Annotated in this window: 19 protein-coding genes, 1 tRNA gene and 1 pseudogene; 5 read left to right on the top strand and 16 right to left on the bottom strand. The window is 62.2% G+C overall.

Features of this window, described 5'->3' with window-relative positions:
- Position 1: 1 nt before the first annotated feature.
- The 3 genes from NDI72_RS19305 to NDI72_RS19315 are packed head-to-tail and all read left to right on the top strand — an operon-like array spanning position 2 to position 1880.
- Positions 2-556 (top strand): hypothetical protein, encoded by a 555-nt coding sequence (locus tag NDI72_RS19305; RefSeq protein ID WP_283801483.1) that lies wholly within the window; start codon positions 2-4, stop codon positions 554-556.
- Positions 553-804, top strand: coding sequence for a hypothetical protein (locus tag NDI72_RS19310; protein ID WP_283801484.1), 252 nt, complete (start codon positions 553-555; stop codon positions 802-804). Before NDI72_RS19305 ends, NDI72_RS19310 begins: the two co-directional genes overlap by 4 nt.
- A gap of 8 nt (positions 805-812) precedes the next feature.
- Positions 813-1880, top strand: coding sequence for a tyrosine-type recombinase/integrase (locus tag NDI72_RS19315; protein ID WP_283801486.1), 1068 nt, complete (start codon positions 813-815; stop codon positions 1878-1880).
- A 55-nt stretch (positions 1881-1935) separates the two neighbouring features.
- On the opposite strand, the gene NDI72_RS19320 is transcribed toward NDI72_RS19315, so the two are convergent.
- A tRNA-Leu gene (locus tag NDI72_RS19320) sits at positions 1936-2020 on the bottom strand.
- A gap of 185 nt (positions 2021-2205) precedes the next feature.
- On the opposite strand from NDI72_RS19320, the gene lipB reads away from it, so the two are divergent.
- Both lipB and ggt read left to right on the top strand, forming a co-directional pair.
- A complete protein-coding gene (gene lipB, locus NDI72_RS19325; RefSeq protein WP_113154969.1) occupies positions 2206-2928 on the top strand; it encodes a lipoyl(octanoyl) transferase LipB in 723 nt (240 codons plus the stop codon).
- Between the two features lie 227 nt (positions 2929-3155).
- Positions 3156-4949 (top strand): gamma-glutamyltransferase, encoded by a 1794-nt coding sequence (gene ggt, locus NDI72_RS19330; protein WP_283801488.1) that lies wholly within the window; start codon positions 3156-3158, stop codon positions 4947-4949.
- Positions 4950-5720: 771 nt separating this feature from the next.
- On the opposite strand, the pseudogene NDI72_RS19340 reads toward ggt, so the two are convergent.
- From NDI72_RS19340 to nuoG, 15 genes and pseudogenes are all read right to left on the bottom strand, one after another.
- A pseudogene (locus tag NDI72_RS19340) lies at positions 5721-6389 on the bottom strand (ABC transporter ATP-binding protein); the annotation flags it as partial.
- Positions 6389-7702 carry a lipoprotein-releasing ABC transporter permease subunit gene (locus NDI72_RS19345; RefSeq protein WP_206549089.1) on the bottom strand — a complete coding sequence of 438 codons (1314 nt, stop codon included), beginning with the start codon at positions 7700-7702 and terminating at the stop codon, positions 6389-6391. The pseudogene NDI72_RS19340 and the gene NDI72_RS19345, both read right to left, overlap by 1 nt.
- A gap of 71 nt (positions 7703-7773) precedes the next feature.
- Positions 7774-9108, bottom strand: a complete 1335-nt coding sequence (gene proS, locus NDI72_RS19350) for a proline--tRNA ligase (protein ID WP_206545484.1) — start codon at positions 9106-9108, stop codon at positions 7774-7776.
- A 571-nt stretch (positions 9109-9679) separates the two neighbouring features.
- The gene (locus tag NDI72_RS19355) at positions 9680-9949 is read right to left on the bottom strand and encodes a DUF1467 family protein (protein ID WP_113154964.1); all 270 of its coding nucleotides are present in this window, start codon (positions 9947-9949) and stop codon (positions 9680-9682) included.
- Between the two features lie 9 nt (positions 9950-9958).
- Positions 9959-10363: a methylmalonyl-CoA epimerase gene (mce, locus tag NDI72_RS19360; protein WP_206545486.1), complete on the bottom strand. Its 405-nt coding sequence runs from the start codon at positions 10361-10363 to the stop codon at positions 9959-9961.
- A 59-nt stretch (positions 10364-10422) separates the two neighbouring features.
- Positions 10423-12126: a ribonuclease J gene (locus NDI72_RS19365; RefSeq protein ID WP_113154962.1), complete on the bottom strand. Its 1704-nt coding sequence runs from the start codon at positions 12124-12126 to the stop codon at positions 10423-10425.
- Positions 12127-12139: 13 nt separating this feature from the next.
- Positions 12140-12964 carry a biotin--[acetyl-CoA-carboxylase] ligase gene (locus NDI72_RS19370; RefSeq protein ID WP_113154961.1) on the bottom strand — a complete coding sequence of 275 codons (825 nt, stop codon included), beginning with the start codon at positions 12962-12964 and terminating at the stop codon, positions 12140-12142.
- 3 nt (positions 12965-12967) lie between these two features.
- The gene (nuoN, locus tag NDI72_RS19375) at positions 12968-14404 is read right to left on the bottom strand and encodes an NADH-quinone oxidoreductase subunit NuoN (RefSeq protein WP_113154960.1); all 1437 of its coding nucleotides are present in this window, start codon (positions 14402-14404) and stop codon (positions 12968-12970) included.
- Between the two features lie 15 nt (positions 14405-14419).
- Positions 14420-15934 (bottom strand): NADH-quinone oxidoreductase subunit M, encoded by a 1515-nt coding sequence (locus tag NDI72_RS19380; protein WP_206545488.1) that lies wholly within the window; start codon positions 15932-15934, stop codon positions 14420-14422.
- Between the two features lie 3 nt (positions 15935-15937).
- Positions 15938-17923, bottom strand: coding sequence for an NADH-quinone oxidoreductase subunit L (gene nuoL / locus NDI72_RS19385; RefSeq protein WP_206554529.1), 1986 nt, complete (start codon positions 17921-17923; stop codon positions 15938-15940).
- Positions 17924-17933: 10 nt separating this feature from the next.
- Positions 17934-18242, bottom strand: a complete 309-nt coding sequence (gene nuoK, locus NDI72_RS19390; protein ID WP_025030250.1) for an NADH-quinone oxidoreductase subunit NuoK — start codon at positions 18240-18242, stop codon at positions 17934-17936.
- A 5-nt stretch (positions 18243-18247) separates the two neighbouring features.
- Positions 18248-18868: an NADH-quinone oxidoreductase subunit J gene (locus tag NDI72_RS19395; protein WP_113154957.1), complete on the bottom strand. Its 621-nt coding sequence runs from the start codon at positions 18866-18868 to the stop codon at positions 18248-18250.
- Positions 18869-19091: 223 nt separating this feature from the next.
- On the bottom strand, positions 19092-19583 hold the full coding sequence (gene nuoI / locus NDI72_RS19400; RefSeq protein ID WP_113154956.1) for an NADH-quinone oxidoreductase subunit NuoI: 492 nt from the start codon (positions 19581-19583) through the stop codon (positions 19092-19094).
- A gap of 43 nt (positions 19584-19626) precedes the next feature.
- On the bottom strand, positions 19627-20670 hold the full coding sequence (gene nuoH / locus NDI72_RS19405) for an NADH-quinone oxidoreductase subunit NuoH (RefSeq protein WP_206549086.1): 1044 nt from the start codon (positions 20668-20670) through the stop codon (positions 19627-19629).
- 6 nt (positions 20671-20676) lie between these two features.
- Positions 20677-22758: an NADH-quinone oxidoreductase subunit NuoG gene (gene nuoG, locus NDI72_RS19410; protein ID WP_283801493.1), complete on the bottom strand. Its 2082-nt coding sequence runs from the start codon at positions 22756-22758 to the stop codon at positions 20677-20679.
- Positions 22759-22773 lie beyond the last annotated feature (15 nt).

Here is a 22773-nt window from a genome sequence, read left to right on the forward strand (position 1 = left end):
GATGAGCTGCGAACAGATTGCCGCTCTTGAATGGGCGATCGGTGAATTGAACGAGTTTGGCGCGCCAATTGAAGGTGCCAGCCAAACGGATGAGCTTCGCCGGCTTTGCGGCGTATGGTTCAAAAGGCTCACCCTTCCGGTGGAGATCGTAGTCCATCGCACCATCGACCCTAACGGCAGCGCCCTTTACGACCGACGCACCACGAGGGGGTGGCGAGGCGCGAGATTGAGGGACCTCTTTTTGGAGATGTTCCAAGTCCTCGCGATGGAGGGGGAGCGGATCATGAACTTGTCGCCGGAGCAAGCCGTCGCACTTTGGGCTATGCGCGAGTACACCGCACCAGATGGGAAGCTGTGCGCCTCTTCTGCATATCTGGCAGACCGCGCCGATATGGCGGACGTTACTGCCGCTCGTCGCGCCATGGACTGCCTCGTCTCGCTTGGTCTGGCTGAGTTCCACGCCCTTCCAAACGACAGGAACGTTTTTGCCGGCGCGGGCTACTGCATCACCGAAGCTGGTCGAACCGCGATCAGGGAATTTGGAGGCGAGCAGTGAACGCCCATCACCCCGAGCCCCAGAAGCGCACGACCCGCATCAGAGCCAGCGCCAACGCGATCAAGGCCGCACTCAGCGCCATGCAGGAGAGCGGCCTGAGCGTGGACAGGGTGTGCGTTACAGGTGGAAAGGTCGAAATCCACTGCGGTGGCGTTGATGAACACCAGTCGACCAAGAACGATGGCAGCGTTGAAAACGCAATGGCCGCCGGGCAATCAGACAAAGACGGCGGCCTTGAGGATTGGTGAAGTCGCCCATGAAGGTGCATTACCCAGGTTTGCTGATCGAGCCTCTGCCCTCCGGAAATTCGCGCTATCGCGTCAGACCGGAGGGAGAGAAATCCCGGCGCATTCGCATCTATTGCGGCCCGGATGACCCTGACTTTCAGCGTCAGTACCTTGCGGCGCGCCGTGGCGAGAAGCCCGAACCGCTCAAGGCCGCGTCGGACTATGCCAAGCCCAGGTCAATCGCATGGCTCGTCAACTCGTACTTCGAATACCTCGAGCAGCGCGTCAAAGCTGGAACAACCAGCCCGAAGACCTTGAAGAAGAAACGCAATCTTCTATCCCGCCTCCTCAAGCATCCTGACCGGAAGATGCTCATTCCCCACGAGAAGCTTATCGAGATGCAGGACGGCATGGGCGCAACACCGGCCCAGGCAGATGCATTCATCGAAGCAGTGGCGGTGATGTTCGATTGGGCGATTGAACGCAGATACCTGCAACAGAACCCAGCGCGCGGCATTAAGCCGATCTACCGTAAGGGTGATGGTGCGAAACCTTGGAAGGCGGCTGACGTTCGAAACTTCCTGAAAGTGCACCTCCCCGGCTCCAAGGCACATGTGGCGCTGTCCGTCCTGCTCTGGACCGGTTGCCGTATTGAAGACCTGACAGTGCTGGGCCGCGAGCATGAGTGCCGGATCGAAGGCATTGAAGCGCTACGCTGGACGCCTCTCAAGAAAGGCTCGACCGAGGTGTCGATTCCCCTGCTTGCGCCATTGAAAGATGCCACGCGCACAATGAAGGTGCAGGGCACAACGTACGTGCTTGGTCGGGGTGGAAAGCCCTTTGCCAGCGGGGACAGCATGTCGGCGATGTTCAAGCGCTGGTGCAAGGATGCTGGACTGGCTCATCTCTCCGCTCACGGCGTCCGCAAGGGTCTTGCAGAACTCCTCGCTGAGCTGGGCTGCAGCCAGTATGAGATCATGGCCATCTTGGGCCATTCGGAAGCGAAAACGAGTGAGGTTTACACCCGGCGCGTGGAGCGTTGGAAGCTGGCCAAATCAGCGATCGAGAGGATTAACGTGTCCCACGCATGGGTCTGACGTGGGACACTTTCGCATCCAAGTCATTGAAAACCATACTCTTTGGGAGAGAGCTTGGTGCGGTCGAGAAGACTCGAACTTCCACGGGTTGCCCCACAGCGACCTCAACGCTGCGCGTCTACCAATTCCGCCACGACCGCACGTAGCTGGAGGCCGGTTCGTCACCGGCAACGGGCATGTAGCAAATCGGTTTTCGGGAGACAAGCGACTTCTCGAAAAAGACGCAAAAAAAGATGCTCATGCACATCTTCAAGCCGAGACTGGACCCGAGCGCCCATTATCGCCATATGAAACAGGTGATTTCAGTACCTGATGGGATGAGAAAATGAGCGAACGCGGCCAGATCGACACCGTATTCCTGCCGCGCGAGGATGCCCCGCCGGTGGAATGGCGAATCGAACCGGGTCTCACCGACTACGAAACCGCCGTTTCCTTCATGGAAGAGCGCGCCGGGCTGATTCGTGACGGCAAGGCCAGAGAGCTTGTCTGGCTGGTCGAGCACCCGCCGCTCTACACCGCCGGCACCAGTGCCAACAGCGAAGACCTGCTCGAGGCCCATCGCTTCCCCGTCTACAAGACCGGGCGCGGCGGCGAATACACCTATCATGGCCCCGGCCAGCGTGTGGTCTATGTGATGCTTGATCTGAAGACGCGCCGCGAAGACATCCGCGCCTTCATCGCCGCGCTGGAAGCCTGGATCATCGGCGCGCTGACGCGCTTCAACGTGACCGGCGAGCGGCGCGAGGACCGGGTTGGCGTGTGGGTCGCGCGCCCCGACAAGCCGCCCCTGCCCGGCGGCCTGCCCGCAGAAGACAAGATCGCCGCCATAGGCATCCGCCTGAGGCGCTGGGTGAGCTTTCACGGCATCTCGATCAACGTTGAGCCGGAACTGGCGCATTTCGGCGGCATCGTGCCCTGCGGCATCAGCGGCTATGGCGTCACCAGCCTGGTCGACCTCGGCCTGCCGGTGACCATGGACGATGTGGACCTGGCGCTGAAAGCCGCTTTCGAGGACGTGTTCGGTCCGGCCGAGAAATCCACCGACTGAGCACTTGCAGCGCGCGCGCCTTGGTCGGGATGCGTTTGGTCTGCGTGTTTTGCAATCTGGGCCATTTCCACCGCGCGGGAAAATGCTCTAGCGTTCACCGGTCAAAGCAACTGGTTCGTCTGCCGGGCTTGTGCGCCCGCGCAAACGGCCGTTGAGGGATCGAGAGCGTTTTCTACTCGGGGCTCCGGTTGGCCGGGCCCATGGCGCTCTCATGGAGGAGCGCCAAGATGCGATTATCACATACCTTCGGGGCCGTTGCCCTTTTGTCATCGCTCACCGCCGGGCTCACCGCCGGACTTGCCGCCGGCAGCGCGATGGCCCAGCAGACAACCAAACAGGCGGCCGACGCCCAGGCCCCTGAGATAGCCAGCGGGCTTAGCGAAAAGAAAACCGTTCACGCGAAGGAACAGATGGTCGCGGCGGCCAATCCACTGGCCGCGCAGGCGGGTCTCGACGCGCTGCGCAAAGGCGGCACTGCCGCTGACGCGCTGGTGGCGGTGCAGACCGTGCTCGGCCTCGTGGAACCGCAATCCTCCGGCATTGGCGGCGGTGCGTTTCTGGTCTGGTACGATGCGGCCAGCGGAAAGGTGACGACCTTTGACGGGCGCGAAACCGCGCCTGCGGCCGCAACCCCGGAGCTCTTTCTGGACGACAAGGGCGAGCCGCTTCCCTTCTTTGACGCCGTGGTGGGTGGACGCTCGGTTGGAGCGCCGGGCGTGGTGCGCCTGATGGAAACCATCCACACCCGCGCGGGCAAGCTCGAATGGGATGCGCTGCTCCAGCCGGCAATCCGGCTTGCTTCAGAGGGTTTCACCGTCTCGCCAAGGCTTCACACGCTGATCGAGGGTGACAAGGGCCGGCTCGACACGCAGGCGACTGCCCGCGCTTATTTCTATGACAAGGACGGCAATGCGCTGGCTGTCGGCTCGGTTCTCAAGAACCCGGACTATGCGGAGACGCTGAAGACCATCGGCAAGGAGGGCGCGGACGGCTTCTACAAGGGCAAAATCGCCGAAAAGATCATCGCTGCGGTGAAGGCGCATGACGGCAATCCCGGCCTGCTCTCGCTCGAGGATCTGGCCGCCTATGCGGTGAAGGAGCGCGAGGCCGTGTGCGCCCCCTATCGCGGGCTCGACGTCTGCGGCATGGGACCGCCCTCCTCCGGCGCGCTGACCGTCGGGCAGATACTCGGCATGGTTTCGGAGTTCGATCTGGAAACGCTCGGCCCGGACGATCCGGAGACCTGGCGCATCATCGGCGATGCAACGCGCCTCGCCTTCGCCGACCGCGGCCGCTACATGGCGGACAGCGACTTCGTGAAGATGCCGAAGGGCCTGCTCGATCCAAATTATCTAAAAGACCGCGCCGCCCTGCTGCGCCGCCCGACGGCGCTAGGCGCAGATGACGTGAAGGCCGGCGACCCGCCATGGGACAAGGCGGAGCTGCGCATTGACGGGATGAGCTTCGAACAGCCCTCGACCTCGCATTTCGTGATCGTGGACAAGGATGGCAATATCGCTTCCATGACGACCTCGGTGGAGAGCGCCTTCGGCTCGCGCCAGATGGCGGCCGGCTTCATTCTCAACAACCAGCTCACCGATTTCTCGTTCAGGCCGGAAGCCGATGGCGAGGCCGTGGCCAACCGTGTGCAGCCCGGCAAGCGGCCGCGCTCGTCCATGTCGCCGACCATCGTGCTTCAGGACGGCAAGCCGCTTTATGCGCTGGGCTCGCCCGGCGGCAGCAACATCATTCCCTATGTGACCAACACGATCATCGCGCTGGTGGACTGGAAGATGAACATGCAACAGGCAATCGACCTGCCGCACCTGACGAACCGGTTCGGCACCTATACGCTCGAAGCGGGAACGCCAGCCGAGGAATTCAAGGCTGACCTCGATGCGCTTGGCTTCAAGACATCCATCGGCGACCTGAACTCGGGCCTGCACGGCATCACCATCACGCCACAGGGGCTGGAAGGCGGAGCCGACCCGCGCCGCGAAGGCGTTGCGATGGGCGATTGAGCCCGGAGGTTCCGGGAAAGGCGCGTCACCGCCGGGAAGCCATGAGGCATTTTCTGACGGGAAGCGTATCAGAGAGGCGGGCCTTCCCGCCTCTTTTCATTTGGGCCGAACGCAACTGCCACGATGGCAGGAATCGGCGAACACGGCGGTGCGCTCAGCGCGCATCCGCAAAGGGATATCAGATCGCGCCGATGAAGACGGCGGCCATCATGATGAAGGAGCTGACTGCAACGAGCGAGACGACATCCTGAAAAAGATCGGTCATTTATCTCTCCTGATCACTTTATAATCCCTTTATGTTCTATTTATGTTCCATCGTCAAGCGTGCAGAACAGCTCACACGGAGCGCCCGGATGTTAAGGTTGACGTGGCGTTAATCGCTTAGCCGGGTAGCACCTGGTGCGCCCGCGAGAAGGCGCGGCGTTTAGGGGCGGTCCTGGGCGCTTCAAGGGCAAAAGAAAACCGCACTGCACGGGCAGCGCGGTTTGTAGCCTGTTCGTCATTTCGGGAAACGCCGTGAGATCGCGGCGCATCCATTTTCAGATCGATCGTCTGGAGCATTTCCGCTTTTCGTTGAATCGCGAAAATCCCCCAACTCATTGTGTTACGCAATTCCGGACGGAAAACCGGTTCCCACTTTTCCTGGAATTGCTCTAGCGCTTCCAGGCGGTGACCTTGCCGCCCTCCAGCGTGACCACGCGGTCCATGCGGGCGGCGAGTTCGTGATTGTGGGTGGCAATCAGCGCGGCCAGTCCCNCGCTTCCAGGCGGTGACCTTGCCGCCCTCCAGCGTGACCACGCGGTCCATGCGGGCGGCGAGTTCGTGATTGTGGGTGGCAATCAGCGCGGCCAGTCCCGACTGGCGCACAAGCGCCTCAAGCGCATCGAACACATAGCCAGCCGTCTTGGGATCCAGATTGCCGGTCGGCTCATCCGCCAGAAGCACGCGCGGCGCATTGGCGACGGCGCGCGCAATGGCGACGCGCTGCTGCTCACCGCCCGAAAGCTCGGCCGGACGGTGGCTGCCGCGATGGCCGACGCGCAGATAGTCGAGCAACTGGCTGGCGCGCGTTTTGGCCTCGGCCGGGTCCATGCCCGCCACCATCTGCGGGATCATCACATTCTCCTCGGCGGTGAATTCCGGCAGGAGATGATGAAACTGGTAGACAAAGCCGATCTCGTTGCGGCGGATGGCGGTGCGCGCATCGTCGGAAAGACGGCCGCAGGCCTGGCCGGCGACGATCACCTCGCCCGCATCCGGCGCTTCCAGAAGGCCCGCCAGATGAAGGAGCGTGGACTTGCCGGCACCGGAGGGAGCGACAAGCGCCACCATCTCGCCCGGCCGCAGGGTGAAGCCCGCATCCTTGAGAATGGTGAGACGGCCCTCACCCTCGCTATAACTGCGCTCAATGCCCTTGAGTTCGAGAATAGGCGCGGCCATCAGTCATACCTCAGTGCTTCGACCGGATCGAGCCGCGAGGCGCGCCAGGCCGGGAAGAGCGTTGCCACGAAAGACAGGGCGAGCGCCATGACGATGACGGAAACCGTCTCGCCGGCTTCCATCTTTGCCGGCAACTGGCTCAGGAAATAGAGTTCCGGATCGAAGATCGTGGTGCCGGAGAGCCAGGAGAAGAACTGGCGGATCGATTCCACGTTCCAGCAGATGACGACGCCCAGAACCACACCCGCAGCAGTGCCGGCCACGCCGATGGCCGCACCTGTCATCAGGAAGATGCGCATGACCGAACCGCTGGTCGCGCCCATGGTGCGCAGGATGGCAATGTCGTGCCCCTTGTCCTTCACCAGCATGACGAGGCCGGAAATGATGTTCAGCGCCGCCACGAGAACGATCATGGTCAGGATCATGAACATGACGTTCCGCTCCACTTCGAGCGCGGAGAAGAAGGTGCTGTTGCGCTGCCGCCAGTCGGACAGGAGTACGGGCCGCTGGGCGGCCTCCTCCACCTGCGGGCGCATGGTCGCAACCGCGTCGGGATCGTCGACGAACAGTTCGATGGACTGCACCAGCCCCTCGGCGTTGAAATAGAGCTGCGCTTCCTGCAGCGGCATATAGATGATCGAGGCGTCATATTCCGACATGCCCACCTCGAAGGTGGCGGCAATCGGATAGGTCTTGACGCGCGGGGTCGTGCCAAAGGGTGTGACATCGCCCTCGGGCGCGACAAGGGTGACGGAATCACCCACCGTCAGGCCCAGATTTTCCGCCATGCGCGAGCCCATGGCGAGCCCTTCGCCCGTGGCGAAGCCCACCAGAGAGCCGTCCTTGATATTGCTCGACACCAGATCGAGCCGCGACAGGTCGTCTGCGCGCACACCGCGCACCACGGCGCCGGTTCCAGCGCCGCTGCGGCCTGAAACGAGCACCTGCCCCTGCACCATGGGCAGGGCGATCTGAACGCCCTCCACGCCCTCGATGCGCTTTGCGACAGCCTCATAATCCGTCATGGGCATGTCGACGGGCTGCACGATCAGATGACCGTTGACACCCAGAATGCGGGTCAGGAGTTCGGCGCGGAAGCCGTTCATGACGGCCATGACCACGATCAGCGTGGCCACCCCCAGCATGATGCCGACAAAGGAGATGGACGCGATCACCGAGATCACGGTCTCCTTGCGGCGCGAACGCAGATAGCGCCAGGCAATCATGCGCTCGAAGCGGGAGAACGGTCCTGCCCCCTTCGGCTTCGCCGGCGCGCTCTGTGCGGCTGCCTCGCTGGTGGCGGCTTCACTCATGTCTTGACCTCAAAGGCATTTACGCTGGCGGGCGCGCGGCTGCGCGCCCGGACCGGAATTGCGCTGCTGCGTCATGCAGCGCCCTGCTGGCTCAGGCGGTTCACCACGGCCTCGAGCGTGAGCGATTCACGCTCACCGGTGGCGCGGTTCTTGATTTCCACCTCGCCACTGGCGACGCCGCGCGGTCCGACGATCACCTGCCAGGGCAGACCGATCAGATCGGCGGTGGCGAACTTGCCGCCGGCGCGCTGGTCCGTATCGTCGTAGAGCACGTCCTTGCCGGCCGCCTGGAGCTTTTCATAGAGCTCCTCGCAGACGCGGTCGCAGGCCTCGTCGCCCGCCTTCATGTTGATCAGGCCGACATCGAACGGCGCGACGCTCTCCGGCCAGATGATGCCGTTCTCGTCGTGGCTCGCCTCGATGATCGCCGCAAGAAGGCGGCTCGGGCCAATGCCGTAGGACCCCATGGAAACGCAGTGCTCCTTGCCATCCGGACCGGTGACGGTCGCGTTCATGGGCTCGGAATACTTGGTCCCGAAGTGGAAAATATGGCCAACCTCGATACCACGGGCAGAAACTTTCTCGTCCTCGGCAATCGCGTCCCAGGCGGCCTCGTCATGCATCTCGTCGGTGGCTGCATAAGGCGTCGTCCAGGTGGTGACGATGTCGGCGATTTCGGCATCGTTTGCGAAGTCGACATCCGCGCCGGGCACCTGAAGCTCAAGGAACTCCTTGCGGCAGAACACCTCGCTCTCGCCGGTGGAGGCGAGAATGATGAATTCGTGGCTCAGATCACCGCCGATGGGGCCGGTGTCGGCGCGCATCGGGATCGCCTGCAGGCCCATGCGCCCGAATGTGCGCAGATAGGCAACGAACATGCGGTTATAGGCGGCCCTCGCCCCCTCGTAATCCAGATCGAAGGAATAGGCGTCCTTCATCAGGAACTCGCGCGAGCGCATGACGCCGAAGCGCGGACGCACCTCGTCGCGGAACTTCCACTGGATGTGGTAGAGGTTGAGGGGCAGATCCTTGTAGGACTTCACATAGGACCGGAAAATGTCCGTCACCATCTCTTCATTGGTGGGGCCATAGAGCATCTTGCGCTCATGCCGGTCGGTGATGCGCAGCATCTCCTTGCCGTAATCGTCGTAGCGACCGCTTTCCATCCACAGATCGGCCGACTGGATGGTCGGCATGAGGATTTCCTGCGCACCGGCGCGGTTCTGCTCCTCACGGATGATCTGGTTCACCTTGTCGAGGACGCGCTTGCCCAGCGGCAACCAGGAAAAACTGCCAGCACCCTGCTGGCGGATCATGCCGGCACGCAGCATCAGACGGTGCGAGACGATCTCGGCCTCGCGAGGGGTTTCTTTCAAGATAGGCAGGAAGTAGCGCGACAGTCGCATAAACGCATCCATTCAGGCGGCTCTGGGGAGCCTGTTCGGAATCAAAGAGAGAAGTGGCTCAAGGCCGCTGTCTTAACGATTTCATAATGAATTGAAAAGCCGCCGACACAACCGCTCACGCGTTGGGGTCGCAGGCTCACATGTTCAAGACAGCGAAATGATAACAATGCATTTCAAACGCAATTTTCCTCGTGACATTTCGTCTCAACTTGCTCTATGGTGCGCTCCCATAACAAGAGGTTGAAGCGCAAATTCAACCTCATTACGCGGTCAAAGTCTTGGGAGGATGCGGTCCAGGCGCGGTTACACGCAGCCGCCGACGATGATACGGCAAAAGGATCGGACGCGTTGAGTTTGCAAGGCCTTTGGCCTTGCTTTTTTTTTGGGGGGTCTCTCTGCGTAAAGGCCCGTTTCCCGACATGTTCCCGAAAAATCGATACGCGTGCCCTACCGTTCTCGGCAGCGTTTCAGGCGCGGCAATGATGGCGCATCAGGCCGTGCGGAACCCCTCCTCCGGGCAAACCGGAAGAGCCTGCTGGTCTGGCAGAGAAACGACCGGACCTGTACGCGATCAGTCGAAGGTGGGGACGAGGCGCGGAATGTCGTCGAACGAATAGCCAAGCCCGCGCGTGACGAAGACCAGCACGCCGCAGATGACAATCGCGATGATGGTGGTGCGGATCAGGGCGCGCAGCATGTGCGGCCCGCGCGGCGCGCTGGCCGTGGTGCCGAGCGTAACCTCGCCATCCTCATCCTGCGTGCGCAGGCCGAACGGCAGCGCGATGAAGAGGACCGTCCACCAGACGATGAAGAATACGGCGAGAAGAGAAACCCAGCCCATCTGAAAACCTCAAACCTGTTCGAGCTCGACGAGCGTGCCGGCGAAATCCTTCGGGTGCAGGAAGAGCACCGGCTTGCCATGGGCGCCGGTCTTCGGTTCGCCGTCGCCGAGAATGCGCGCACCATCCGCCTTCAGGCGGTCGCGCGCGACGATGATATCTTCCACCTCGTAGCAGAGGTGATGCATGCCGCCATCCGGGTTTCTGGCCAGGAAAGCGGCAATCGGGGAATCTGCGCCCAGCGGCTCCAGAAGCTCGACCTTGGTGTTGTCCAGCTCGACAAAAACCACGGTGACGCCGTGCCCGGGCAACGCCTGCGGGGCAGAGACCCGCGCCCCAAGCGTATCACGGTAAAGCGCGGTTGCCCTGGCAAGATCGGGCACGGCGATTGCGACGTGATTGAGCTTTCCGAGCATCGGCTTCGTTCTTTCCATCCGGGCAAAAGGGGCAGTCGCCCTGCCCCTTGTCCCTTAAGTTACTGCGTGACGAACACCGTCACCATGGGCTTTTTGCCCCATGCGGCGTTTGCGGCGTTGCGTACCGCGCGGCGCGCGGATTCCGACACCATGTCGAGATCCTTGCGGCGGTTGCGCGGAATGCTGCGCACGGCGCCAATGGCGGCGTCCAGCATGATGTCCTCAAGCGTTTCGCCTTTTGCGTCACGCTCGGCCACGCCGATGGCGACAATGTCCGGATCGCCATCCAGATTGAGCCGGTCATCGAGCACGATGTTGATGGCCACATGGCCCGCATAGGAGAGCTTGCGGCGATCACGAATGCCCATCTCCTCCTCGTCACCGAGAAGGCGGCCATCCTTGAAGAAGCGGCCATGCCGGGCTTCGCCGATGATCTCGGCGGGTCCGGGCGCAAGCCGCACGATGTCGCCATTGCGCACCTGAGCGACCTCGGGGATGCCCTCCATGGAGCCGAGCGAGCCCTGCGCCACGAGATGCGCGGCTTCGCCGTGAACGGGCACGAGGATCTGCGGGCGGACCCACGAATACATGCGCTTCAGTTCGCTGCGGCGCGGATGGCCGGAAACATGCACCAGCGCGTCATCATCCTCGATGATCTTGATGCCCATCTCGATGAGACGGTTCTTGGTTTCCAGAACCGCCTTTTCGTTGCCGGGAATGAGGCGCGAGGAATAAACGACCGTATCGCCGGCTGCGAGCGCGACATTGCGCATCTCGTCCCGGGCGAGCTTGGCGAGTGCTGCGCGGTTTTCGCCCTGGCTGCCGGTGCACAGGACCACGACCTTGTCGCGCGGCACGTGCTGGAACTCATCCTCGTCCAGATATTCCGGCAGGCCGTCGAGATAGCCCAGATCGGTTGCCACATCGATGACGCGCTTCATGGAGCGGCCAAGCACCAGAAGCTGGCGACCGGCGTCGCGCGCGGCCTCGGCGATGGAGCGGATGCGCCCCACATTCGAGGAGAAGGTGGTGACGACGACACGGCCGGCAGCCGCTTCGATGACTTCCTTCAGCCCCTCGCCCACCGCCTGCTCGGTGGGGGATTCGCCCTCACGCATGGCGTTGGTGGAATCGCACATCAGCGCCAGAACGCCTTCGTCGCCGACCGCCCGGAAGCGCGCCTCGTCCGTCTTGGGGCCGATGGCGGGTGCGGGATCGATCTTCCAGTCGCCCGTGTGAACGAGCGTGCCAAGCGGCGTGGTGATCACCAGCGAAACCGGCTCGGGAATGGAGTGCGCGACCGCAATCGCCTCGATGGCGAACGGTCCGACCTCGAACTTTTCACCGGCCTTGAAAATCTTCACCGGCACGTCGGGCGCCCAGGATTCCGACTGGCGCTTGGCCTCCAGAAGGCCCGCGGCGAACGGCGTCATCCACACATCGGTCTTCAGGCGCGGCCACAGATCAAGGATCGCGCCGTAATGGTCTTCATGGGCATGGGTGATGATCATGCCGCGCAGACGGTCGATTTCGCCTTCGATGAAGCTGATATCGGGGAGAACGAGATCGACGCCCGGAAGCTCCGGTCCCGGGAAGGTCACGCCGCAATCGACAATGATCCATTCGCGCTTGGCGGCCGGGCCAAAGCCGTAAAGGCCGAAATTCATGCCGATCTCGCCGACGCCGCCGAGCGGACAGAAGACCAGTTCGGCCTTCTTCAGATCTTCGCTCACGGTCGTCTCTTTCTTGCTGGAACGCGCCATGGGTCCCTTTCTCTTAATCTGCCTGTGCCGAGGCGACCGCGCCGAAATGCACGTCGCCCGCTGCAATTCTCAATAATGAACCGTCCGCCTCGCGGATGACGAAGCGACAGGCTTCGTCGATGGTTTCGAATGTACCGCGCGCCACACGTCCATCGACACGGATGGACACCTGCGCGCCAAGCCCGGCGGCCCGGGTGAGCCAGCGCTTGCGAATGGCTTCAAGCCCGCGCCCGGCATTCCAAAGACGAACGTTATCGACCCAGGCGTCGGAAAGCGCAAGGAAGAGATCGCCCGCATCCCCTTTGAAACCAAGCGCTTTGAGCGAGGTCGCCGGATAGGGTGTGTTTTCCGGGTGGGCGACGACGTTGACGCCAATGCCCACGGCGATGGCGAAGCGTCCATCCGGGAGGATGGACGATTCGAGCAGGATGCCCGAGAGCTTCGCCCCTTCGGCCAGAACATCGTTTGGCCATTTGAGCGCAAAGCGCCCGCCCGGAAGATCGCCGCCATCGGCAGCGACCGCAATGCGCTGTTCGGGAACGACAGCGAAAAGTGCGTCTGAAAGTGCAAGGCCTGCCACGAAACCAAGCGTGGCGGCGGTGGCCGGCTCGAAATGGCCGACCGTCAGGAGCGTTGCTGCAAGATTGCCGGGCGGTGTGGACCATTCGCGGCCGCGACGCCCTCGCCCGCTCTCCTGACGGGATGAGACGACCCAGAGGTCGCCTCCATCGCCGGCGCGCGCATGTTCGAGCGCCAGCGCATTGGTGGAGCTGACGCTCTCATGGGCCTCCAGCCGATAGCCGGCTGCTGCAGCCGAAGGCGCCAGACGAAAGGCCATGACCTAGAAGAAGGTCTTTGCGGCAGCCTCGGCAATGCGGCCGACGGGGCCAGCGATCACGGCATAGAGCAGGACGAATGCGCCCGACAGGAGCATGACGAAGCGCAGCTCGCCTGCCATCGGCTGGAACGCACCCGAGCTCTCGTCGAACCACATGATCTTGATGACGCGCAGATAGTAGAACGCGCTGACCACGGAAGCGACGAGACCGATCACGGCGAGCGGATAGAGCCCGGCCTGAATGGCGGGAAGGAACACGAACCACTTGCCCCAGAAGCCCGCGAGCGGCGGAATGCCGGCCAGCGAGAACATGAGGATGGTCATGACCGTCGCCATCATCGGATTGGTGGTCGACAGACCTGCCAGATCATCGATCTGCTCGACATTGGCGTCGTTGCGGCGCATCGCCAGGATGACGGCAAAGGTGCCGAGCGTCATGGCCAGATAGATCAGCATGTAGATCGCAACACCGGCAACGCCTGCTTCCGAATTGGCGGCGAGGCCGACCAGCGCGTAACCGACGTGACCGATGGACGAATAGGCCATCAGACGCTTGATGTTGCGCTGACCGATGGCGGCGAACGCGCCCAGAACCATGGAAGCGATCGACACGAAGATGATGATCTGCTGCCAGTCGCTGGCAATCGGCTCGAACGCGCTCATGGTGACGCGCACCAGAAGCGCCATGGCGGCCATCTTGGGCGCAGCCGCGAAGAAGGCGGTGACCGGCGTCGGCGCCCCTTCATAGACGTCCGGCGTCCACATGTGGAACGGCACGGCCGAAATTTTGAAGGCGAGACCGGCAAGCACGAACACCAGACCGAAGACGAGGCCAAGCTCGCGCTCCGCACCCGTCAGCGTTGCCGCGATGACGTCAAAGCCGGTGTTGCCGGTGAAGCCGTAGACCAGCGAGATACCGTACAGCATCATGCCCGAGGAAAGCGCGCCAAGCACGAAGTACTTGAGGCCGGCCTCGGTGGAACGGGCGCTGTCGCGGTTGATGGCGGCGACCACATAGAGCGCGAGCGACTGAAGCTCGAGGCCCATGTAGAGCGCGATCATGTCATTGGCCGAGATCATCAGCATCATGCCGAGCGTGGCCAGCATGATGAGAACCGGGAACTCGAACTTGTCGAACTTCTCGGCCTTGGCGAAACCGACCGACATGACCAGCGTCACGACCGAGCCGACCAGCGTCAGGATCTTCATGAAGCGGGCAAAGCCATCGCTCACGAAGGCCCCGCCAAAGGCGCGACCATCGGCCGGGAACACGACCATCAGCGCGATCACGGCGACCAGAAGCGCGACCGCAAGACCGGTCACGGTGGAGTTGGCACGGGGGCCGGAAAAGACACCGACCATCAGGAGCGCCATAGCGCCCACCGCCAGAATCAGCTCCGGCGTTGCAAGGATCAGGCTTATCGTCAGATCAGGCGTCATTCGCTTTCGTTCCGTTTACTGCGCGGCAGCTGCTGCCGCTTCCCGTGCCATGTCGGCCGACAGGGAGACATTATTCACAAGCGCTTCGACCGAAACCGCCGTCGCATCGAGGAGCGGTGCCGGGTAGACACCGAAGAAGATCACCAGAACCACAAGCGGGTAGAGGATGAGCTTCTCACGCGCGGAGAGGTCGAGCATGCCCTTCAGGCTTTCCTTGGTGAGCGAGCCGAAGACCACGCGGCGATAGAGCCAAAGTGCATAGGCTGCCGACAGGATCACGCCGGTCGTGGCGAAGAAAGCCACCCAGGTGTTGACCTTGAACACCGACAGAAGCGTCAGGAACTCGCCGACAAACCCGCTGGTGCCCGGCAGGCCCACATTGGCCATGGTGAAGATCATGAACACCGTGGCGTATTTGGGCATGTTGTTCACGAGGCCGCCATAGGCCGCGATCTCGCGGGTGTGCATGCGGTCATAAATGACGCCGACACACAGGAAGAGCGCGCCCGAGACCAGACCATGCGAGAGCATCTGGAAGATCGCGCCCTGCACGCCCTGCTCGTTCATGGCGAAGATACCCATGGTGACGAAGCCCATATGGGCGACTGACGAGTAGGCGATCAGCTTCTTGATGTCCTCCTGCATCAGCGCCACCAGCGACGTGTAGACGATGGCGATGACGGACAGCGCGAACACCAGAGGCGCAAGATCGATGGAGGCGACCGGGAACATGGGCAGCGAGAAACGCAGGAAGCCGTAGCCGCCCATTTTCAGGAGAATACCCGCCAGAATGACCGAGCCCGCCGTCGGCGCTTCAACGTGCGCGTCGGGCAACCAGGTGTGGACCGGCCACATCGGCATCTTCACCGCGAAGGATGCGAAGAAGGCGAACCATAGCCAATACTGCATCCCCGACGGGAAGACGTGCGTGAGCAGCGTCGGAATGTCGGTCGTGCCGGCTTCCCAGTACATCGCCATCATGGCGATCAGCATCAGAACCGATCCCAGAAGCGTGTAGAGGAAGAACTTGAAGCTGGCATAGACGCGACGCTTGCCGCCCCACACGCCGATGATGATGAACATCGGAATGAGGCCCGCCTCGAAGAAGACGTAGAAGAGCACGATGTCGAGGGCGCAAAACACGCCGATCATGAGCGTTTCCAGGATCAGGAACGCGATCATGTATTCCTTGACGCGGTGCTCGACCGAATTCCAGCTCGCCAGGATACACAGCGGCATGAGGAAGGTCGTGAGGATGACGAACAGCATCGAGATGCCGTCGACACCCATGTGATAGGCAATGCCGGAACCGATCCACTCGCGCTTCTCGACCATCTGGAAGCTGGGCGTCGACGGATCGAAGCCAGCCCAGATGAAGAGCGACAGGACGAAGGTGAAGACCGTCGTCAAAAGCGCAACATTGCGAATGTTCCGGCGCGCACCTGCGCCATCCTCCCGGATAAGGAGGATCAAAAGCGCACCCACCAGCGGCAGGAAGGTGACCGTGGAAAGAATTGGCCAGTCGGTCATGGCTTAGAACGTGCCTCCGAGCATCATCCAGGTAACGAGGGCCGCAACGCCGATGAGCATGGCGAAGGCGTAGTGATAGAGATAGCCGCTCTGCAGCTTGACGATCCGGTTGGTCACATCGACCACCCGGGCCGAAATTCCGTCCGGGCCGAGGCCGTCGATGACGGCGCCGTCGCCCTTCTTCCAGAGGAAGCGGCCAAGGCGCATCGCCGGGCGAACGAACAGGAAGTCATAGAGCTCGTCGAAGTACCACTTGTTCAGCAGGAATGCGTAGAGACCGCTGAACTGCTTGGCGAGCCGCTTCGGACGCTCGGGCGAACGGATGTAGTAGACCCAGGCGACGTAGAGGCCGAGAAGCATGGCGACGAACGGAGCAAGCTTCACCCAGACCGGAACATGGTGGAACTCTTCCAGCATGTGGTTGCCCGGCAGCGTGAACAGGGCGCCCTTCCAGAACTGGTCATAGGCATCGCCGATGAAGAAGCCCTTGAAGGCAACGCCTGCGAACAGTGCGCCAACGGCGAGGATGAACAGCGGCACCAGCATGACCAGCGGCGATTCATGAACATGGCTCATGACATCGGCGGAAGCCCGCGGCTTGCCATGGAAGGTCATGAAGATCAGACGCCAGGAATAGAAGCTGGTGAACACGGCTGCGATGGTGAGCATGACGAAGGCGAACATGGCGAAGTAGTTCTGGCCCGCGAACGCACCTTCGATGATGGCGTCCTTGGAGAAGAAGCCTGCCGTGCCGATGACCGTCATCGGGATGCCTACGCCGGTCAGCGCGATCGTGCCGATGATCATCATCCAGTAGGTCTGCGGGATCAGCTTGCGAAGGCCGCCCATCTTGCGCATGTCCTGCTCGTCGGAAACGGCGTGGATGACCGAACCGGAACCAAGGAACAGCAGAGCCTTGAAGAAGGCGTGCGTGAACAGGTGGAAGATGGCCGCGCTATAGAAGCCCGTGCCGAGCGCCACGAACATGTAGCCGAGCTGCGAACAGGTCGAATAGGCGATCACGCGCTTGATGTCGTTCTGCACCAGACCGACGGTCGCGGCGAAGAAGGCCGTGAACGCGCCGACGAAGGTGACCACCGTGAGCGCGGTGTGCGACAGTTCGAAGACCGGCGACAGGCGCGCAACCATGAAGACACCGGCGGTGACCATGGTGGCGGCGTGAATGAGTGCGGAAACCGGGGTCGGGCCTTCCATGGCGTCCGGCAGCCAGGTGTGCAGCGGCACCTGCGCCGACTTGCCCATGGCGCCCATGAACAGAAGAAGACACACGGCCGTCAGCGCCCCGCCCTTGTCGAGCGCGTAGCCGAGGAAGGTCAGGACAGGTTCGCCCGCTTCTGCGCCTTCAGCCGGCAGATAGGTCGCGGCGTTGGCGAAGATGGTGCTGAAATTGACCGAGCCGAACAGCATGTAGATGCCGAAGATGCCGAGCAGGAAGCCGAAGTCACCAACGCGGTTGACGACGAAGGCCTTCATGGCGGCGGCATTGGCCGAGGGCTTCTTGAACCAGAAACCGATCAGCAGATACGAGGCAAGACCAACGCCTTCCCAGCCGAAGAACATCTGCACCAGATTGTCGGAGGTCACCAGCATGAGCATGGCGAAGGTGAACAGCGACAGATAGGCGAAGAAGCGCGGCCGATGCGGGTCGTGATGCATGTAGCCGATCGAGTAGATGTGCACCAGCGCCGACACCGTGTTGACCACGATGAGCATGACGGCGGTGAGCGTGTCCACGCGGATCGCCCAGGACACATCCAGATTGCCCGAGGTGATGAAGGAGAGAAGCGGGACGGTGAACGCCTCGCCGCTGCCCAGAGCCACCGAGAAGAAGGCCACCCAGGACAGAAGCGCGGTGATTACCATCAGGCCGCTTGTGATCAGCTCGGAAGCCTTCGCGCCGATGGAGCGGCCGAACAGCCCGGCGATCAGAAAGCCGATAAGCGGGAGAAATACGATCGCTTGATACATGGCCGTATGCTCAGCCCTTCATCATGTTGATGTCTTCGACGGCAATGGTGCCGCGGTTGCGGAAGAAGACGACGAGAATGGCAAGGCCGATCGCGGCTTCCGCCGCCGCGACGGTGAGAACGAAAAGCGCGAAAACCTGGCCGACCAGATCTCCAAGAACCGAGGAGAAGGCGACGAAGTTCAGGTTGACCGCAAGCAGGATGAGCTCGACCGACATCAGGATGATGATGACGTTCTTCCGGTTGAGGAAGATGCCGAACACGCCGAGCGTGAACAGGATCGCCGAGACGGTCAGATAGTGTGCAATGCCGATTTCCAGCATGATCAGATTCCCTCGCCCGTTTCGACTTTCTTGATCTCGATCGCCGTCTCAGGGGTGCGCGCCACCTGGGCAGTGATGTCCTGCCGCTTGACGTTTTCCTTGTGGCGCAGCGTGAGCACGATGGCGCCGATCATGGCGACCAGCAGCACCATGCCGGCGATCTGGAAGTAGTGGATGTAATCCGTGTAGAGGATATCGCCGAGCGCTGCCGTGTTGTGGCGCACATCGATCGGCGGCGTCGGCTGGGCGACCTCGCCTGCGATCTCCGGCGCGAATGCATAACCGCCGAGAACGACGATCAGCTCCGCAGCCAGGATGATGCCCACCAGCGCGCCGACCGGAGCATATTGCAGCGCACCGCGCTTCAGCTCCGCGAAGTCCACATCCAGCATCATGACGACGAACAGGAACAGCACGGCAACCGCGCCGACATAGACGACCAGCATGATGAAGGCCAGAAACTCAGCGCCCGTAAGAAGGAAGAGACCGGCCGAGTTGAAGAACGCGACGATCAGATAGAGCACCGAATGCACGGGATTGCGCGCGGAAATGACCATAAAGGCCGCCGCCACGGTTAGGAAGGCGAACAGATAAAAGAAAATCGCCTCAAGTCCTGTCAGCATGGTTCCCTCGGTACCTAGCTAGCCTGCCGAAGCATAACGCCCGGCTTCTGCGATCCGCCCGGCCAGGCCGAGCGTCAAATTAGCGTGTTCCTAGACTGCAAGCCGGCTTGCGTGAAGCCGGCTGCCGCCTGCGAATTAGTCTCGATGCCCCGATCCGAATGCGGATCGCCTCGAGCGGGGCAGCTGTAGACGGGCGCCCTGCCCCCGTCCACGGGTCAAACCGTCACCGGTATGGTGCGTCCAGCGCGATGTTGCGCGCCAGCTCTCGCTCCCACCGGTCGCCATTGGCGAGCAGCTTGTCCTTGTCGTAGTAAAGCTCTTCGCGCGTTTCCGTCGCGAATTCGAAGTTCGGCCCCTCGACGATGGCGTCGACCGGGCAGGCCTCCTGACAGAAGCCGCAATAGATGCACTTCACCATGTCGATGTCGTAGCGCACCGTGCGGCGGGTGCCGTCATTGCGGCGCGGACCGGCCTCGATGGTGATGGCCTGAGCCGGGCAGATGGCCTCGCACAGCTTGCACGCGATGCAGCGCTCTTCGCCATTGGGATAGCGGCGCAGCGCATGTTCGCCGCGGAAGCGCGGGCTCACCGGACCTTTTTCATGCGGGTAGTTCAACGTGTATTTGGGCGCGAAGAACTGGCGCATGGACAGGATGACAGCCCCGACGAACTCTTTGAGAAGCAGCGATTTCGCGGCCTGAGCAAGCGCAGTCATCGTTTTTCTCCGAAACGCGTTTCAGAATGGGTGATGGCCATGATCATGCCATCCCCGTGAATTTCAGGAAGGCCGCAGTTGCGACAACCATGAACAGCGACAGCGGCAGGAACACTTTCCAGCCAAGACGCATGAGCTGGTCGTAGCGGTAGCGCGGGACAAAGGCCTTCACCAGCGAGAACATGAAGAACACGAGGCAGACCTTGAGGACGAACCAGATGACGCCCGGCACCCAGGTGAAGGGAGCGAAGTCGAACGGCGGCAGCCAGCCACCCAGGAACAGGATGGTGGTGAGCGCGCACATCAGGACGATGGCCACATACTCGCCGAGGAAGAAGAGCAGGAACGGCGTCGAGGAATACTCGATCATGTGACCGGCCACGAGCTCCGATTCCGCTTCGACCAGATCGAAGGGCGGACGGTTCGTCTCGGCAAGAGCGGAGATGAAGAACACGATGAACATCGGGAACAGCACGAGCCAGTTCCAGTCGAGGAACGAGTTCGGCAGGCCGACCATGGTGCCAAGACCGGTGCCCTGCGACAGGACGATGTCCGTCAGGTTGAGCGAGCCGACCGTGAGCAGAACCGTGACCATCACGAAGCCGATGGAGACTTCGTAGGAGACCATCTGCGCCGCCGAGCGCAGCGCGCCGAGGAACGGATATTTCGAGTTCGAGGCCCAGCCGCCCATGATCACGCCGTAAACCTCGAGCGAGGCGATGGCGAAGACATAGAGAATGCCGATGTTGACGTCGGCAATGGCCCAGCCTTCCGCGACCGGGATCACCGCCCAGGCCGAGATGGCGAGCACGGAAGCCACCATCGGCGCGAGCAGGAAGACGCCCTTGTTGGCGCCGGACGGAATGACCGGCTCCTTGAAGACGAACTTGAAGAGGTCGGCGAACGCCTGGAACAGGCCCCACGGACCGACCACGTTCGGACCGCGACGACGCTGAACGGCCGCCCAGATCTTACGGTCGGCGTAGAGGATATAGGCGACGAAAACCAGCAGGATGACGATCATCGCCACCGACTGCAGAAGGATCAGAAGCCCCGGAAGGACGTAGGTTGAAAAGAAGGTATCCATTCGTCTCTACTCGGCCGCCTGTTTCAGTTCGCCACGCGCCAGCGCCGAACATTCGGCCATGACGGCCGACGCGCGGGCAATCGGATTGGTCAGATAGAAGTCCTTCACCGGCGAGGTGAAGGGAGCCTTGGTGAGACGCCCGCCAAGCCTGGCGAGCTTCTCGATAGCAGCCGGATCGGCCGGAGCGACCGTGTCGATGGCTGCGAAATGCGGGAATTCGGCATAAAGCGCGGCGCGCAGGGCAGCCAGCGAGTCGAACGGAAGCCTGTGGCCAAGCACATCGGACAGCGCCCGAAGAATGGCCCAGTCTTCCTTTGCCTCGCCCGGTGCGAAACCGGCGCGGTTGCCCATCTGCACCCGGCCCTCGGTGTTCACATAGGTGCCGGACTTCTCCGTATAGGTGGCTGCCGGCAGGATGACATCGGCGCGGTGTGCGCCGGCGTCACCATGGGTGCCGATGTAAACGGTGAAGGCGTCGCCGATAGCGTTCATGTCGATTTCGTCTGCGCCAAGCAGGAAGAGCACGTCCAGCGCGCCCATCATGCCATTCGCGTCCTTGCCGCCCTGCCCCGGCACGAAGCCGAGGTCGAGACCGCCGACGCGGGCTGCCGCCGTGTGCAGAACGGCAAAACCGTTCCACTCGTCGGACACGGCATTGACGGAACCGGCGAGCTTGGCTGCGAGACCGAGAATGGCTGTGCCGTCGGTGCGGGCCAGAGCCCCCTGCCCGACCACGATCATCGGCCGCTTTGCCTTCTTCAGAACGGAAGCGAACTTGCCCTTGCCGTCCACCAGCTCCTGCAGCGTGTCCGCTCCAGTGCCGAGCATGTCGTAATCGTAACGCAGGTCGCCCATCTCGCCGATCACGCCGACCGGGAAATCGCCCATGCGCCAGCGCTTGCGGATACGGGCATTGAGAACCGAAGCCTCGAAGCGCGGATTTGCGCCAATGATCAGAAGCGCGTCAGCATCCTCGATGCCTTCGATGGTCGGGTTGAACACATAGCCTGCACGGCCAAGCGCCGGATCGAGTGCTGCGCCATCCTGACGGCAATCGTAGTTCGGGGAACCGAGCGACTGCATCAGCGCCTTGAGCGCGTACATTTCCTCTACGGCTGCCAGATCGCCGGCAATCGCGCCGATCCTGTCGGACGTCGTTGCGGAAACGGCCCTGGCGATGGCGTCGAACGCCTCGCCCCAGGAGGCCGGCTGCAGACGGTTGTCCTTGCGCACATAGGGGCGGTCGAGGCGCTGCGTGCGCAGGCCGTCCCAGATGAAGCGCGACTTGTCGGAGATCCACTCCTCGTTCACCGCCTCATTGATGCGCGGCATGACGCGCATGACTTCACGGCCACGCGTGTCGACGCGGATGGCCGAGCCGACCGCATCCATCACGTCGATGGACTGGGTCTTGTTCAGCTCCCACGGACGCGCCTGGAAGGCGTAGGGCTTGGAGGTCAGCGCGCCGACCGGGCAAAGGTCGATCACGTTGCCCTGCAGCTCGGACGTCATCGCGTGCTCGAGATAGGTGGTGATCTCGGCATCCTCGCCGCGGCCGATCAGGCCAAGCTCGGAAATGCCGGCCACTTCGGTGGTGAAGCGGACGCAGCGCGTGCAGTGAATGCAGCGCGTCATGATCGTCTTCACGAGCGGTCCGATATATTTGTCTTCGACGGCGCGCTTGTTTTCCTTGTAGCGCGAAGAATCCACGCCGAAGGCCATCGCCTGGTCCTGCAGATCGCACTCGCCGCCCTGGTCACAGATCGGGCAATCGAGCGGATGGTTGATGAGCAGGAACTCCATCACGCCTTCGCGGGCCTTCTTGACCATCGGCGTGTTGGTGAACACTTCCGGCGGCTCGCCATTCGGGCCGGGACGCAGATCGCGCACGCCCATGGCGCAGGATGCGGCCGGCTTGGGCGGTCCGCCCTTCACTTCCACCAGACACATACGGCAGTTGCCGGCGATCGACAGACGCTCATGAAAACAGAAACGCGGCACCTCCGCGCCCGCCTCTTCGGCGGCCTGCAGCAGCGTGTAGTGATCGGGAACCTCGATCTCCGTGCCGTCGACTTTCAATTTTGCCATGGTCGCTGTCCGCTT

The sequence above is a fragment of the Nitratireductor sp. GZWM139 genome (assembly GCF_030068685.1).
GTDB classification, from domain to species: Bacteria; Pseudomonadota; Alphaproteobacteria; order Rhizobiales; family Rhizobiaceae; genus Nitratireductor; species Nitratireductor aquimarinus.

Bases quoted from the DNA above. Each gene is read 5' to 3' on its own strand.
- NDI72_RS19305 (WP_283801483.1), top strand. From the start codon at position 2: ATGAGCTGCGAACAGATTGCCGCTCTTGAATGGGCGATCGGTGAATTG.
- NDI72_RS19315 (WP_283801486.1), top strand. From the start codon at position 813: ATGAAGGTGCATTACCCAGGTTTGCTGATCGAGCCTCTGCCCTCCGGA.
- lipB (WP_113154969.1), top strand. From the start codon at position 2,206: ATGAGCGAACGCGGCCAGATCGACACCGTATTCCTGCCGCGCGAGGAT.
- ggt (WP_283801488.1), top strand. From the start codon at position 3,156: ATGCGATTATCACATACCTTCGGGGCCGTTGCCCTTTTGTCATCGCTC.
- NDI72_RS19345 (WP_206549089.1), bottom strand. From the start codon at position 7,702: ATGAGTGAAGCCGCCACCAGCGAGGCAGCCGCACAGAGCGCGCCGGCG.
- proS (WP_206545484.1), bottom strand. From the start codon at position 9,108: ATGCGACTGTCGCGCTACTTCCTGCCTATCTTGAAAGAAACCCCTCGC.
- NDI72_RS19355 (WP_113154964.1), bottom strand. From the start codon at position 9,949: ATGGGCTGGGTTTCTCTTCTCGCCGTATTCTTCATCGTCTGGTGGACG.
- mce (WP_206545486.1), bottom strand. From the start codon at position 10,363: ATGCTCGGAAAGCTCAATCACGTCGCAATCGCCGTGCCCGATCTTGCC.
- NDI72_RS19365 (WP_113154962.1), bottom strand. From the start codon at position 12,126: ATGGCGCGTTCCAGCAAGAAAGAGACGACCGTGAGCGAAGATCTGAAG.
- NDI72_RS19370 (WP_113154961.1), bottom strand. From the start codon at position 12,964: ATGGCCTTTCGTCTGGCGCCTTCGGCTGCAGCAGCCGGCTATCGGCTG.
- nuoN (WP_113154960.1), bottom strand. From the start codon at position 14,404: ATGACGCCTGATCTGACGATAAGCCTGATCCTTGCAACGCCGGAGCTG.
- NDI72_RS19380 (WP_206545488.1), bottom strand. From the start codon at position 15,934: ATGACCGACTGGCCAATTCTTTCCACGGTCACCTTCCTGCCGCTGGTG.
- nuoL (WP_206554529.1), bottom strand. From the start codon at position 17,923: ATGTATCAAGCGATCGTATTTCTCCCGCTTATCGGCTTTCTGATCGCC.
- NDI72_RS19395 (WP_113154957.1), bottom strand. From the start codon at position 18,868: ATGCTGACAGGACTTGAGGCGATTTTCTTTTATCTGTTCGCCTTCCTA.
- nuoI (WP_113154956.1), bottom strand. From the start codon at position 19,583: ATGACTGCGCTTGCTCAGGCCGCGAAATCGCTGCTTCTCAAAGAGTTC.
- nuoH (WP_206549086.1), bottom strand. From the start codon at position 20,670: ATGGATACCTTCTTTTCAACCTACGTCCTTCCGGGGCTTCTGATCCTT.
- nuoG (WP_283801493.1), bottom strand. From the start codon at position 22,758: ATGGCAAAATTGAAAGTCGACGGCACGGAGATCGAGGTTCCCGATCAC.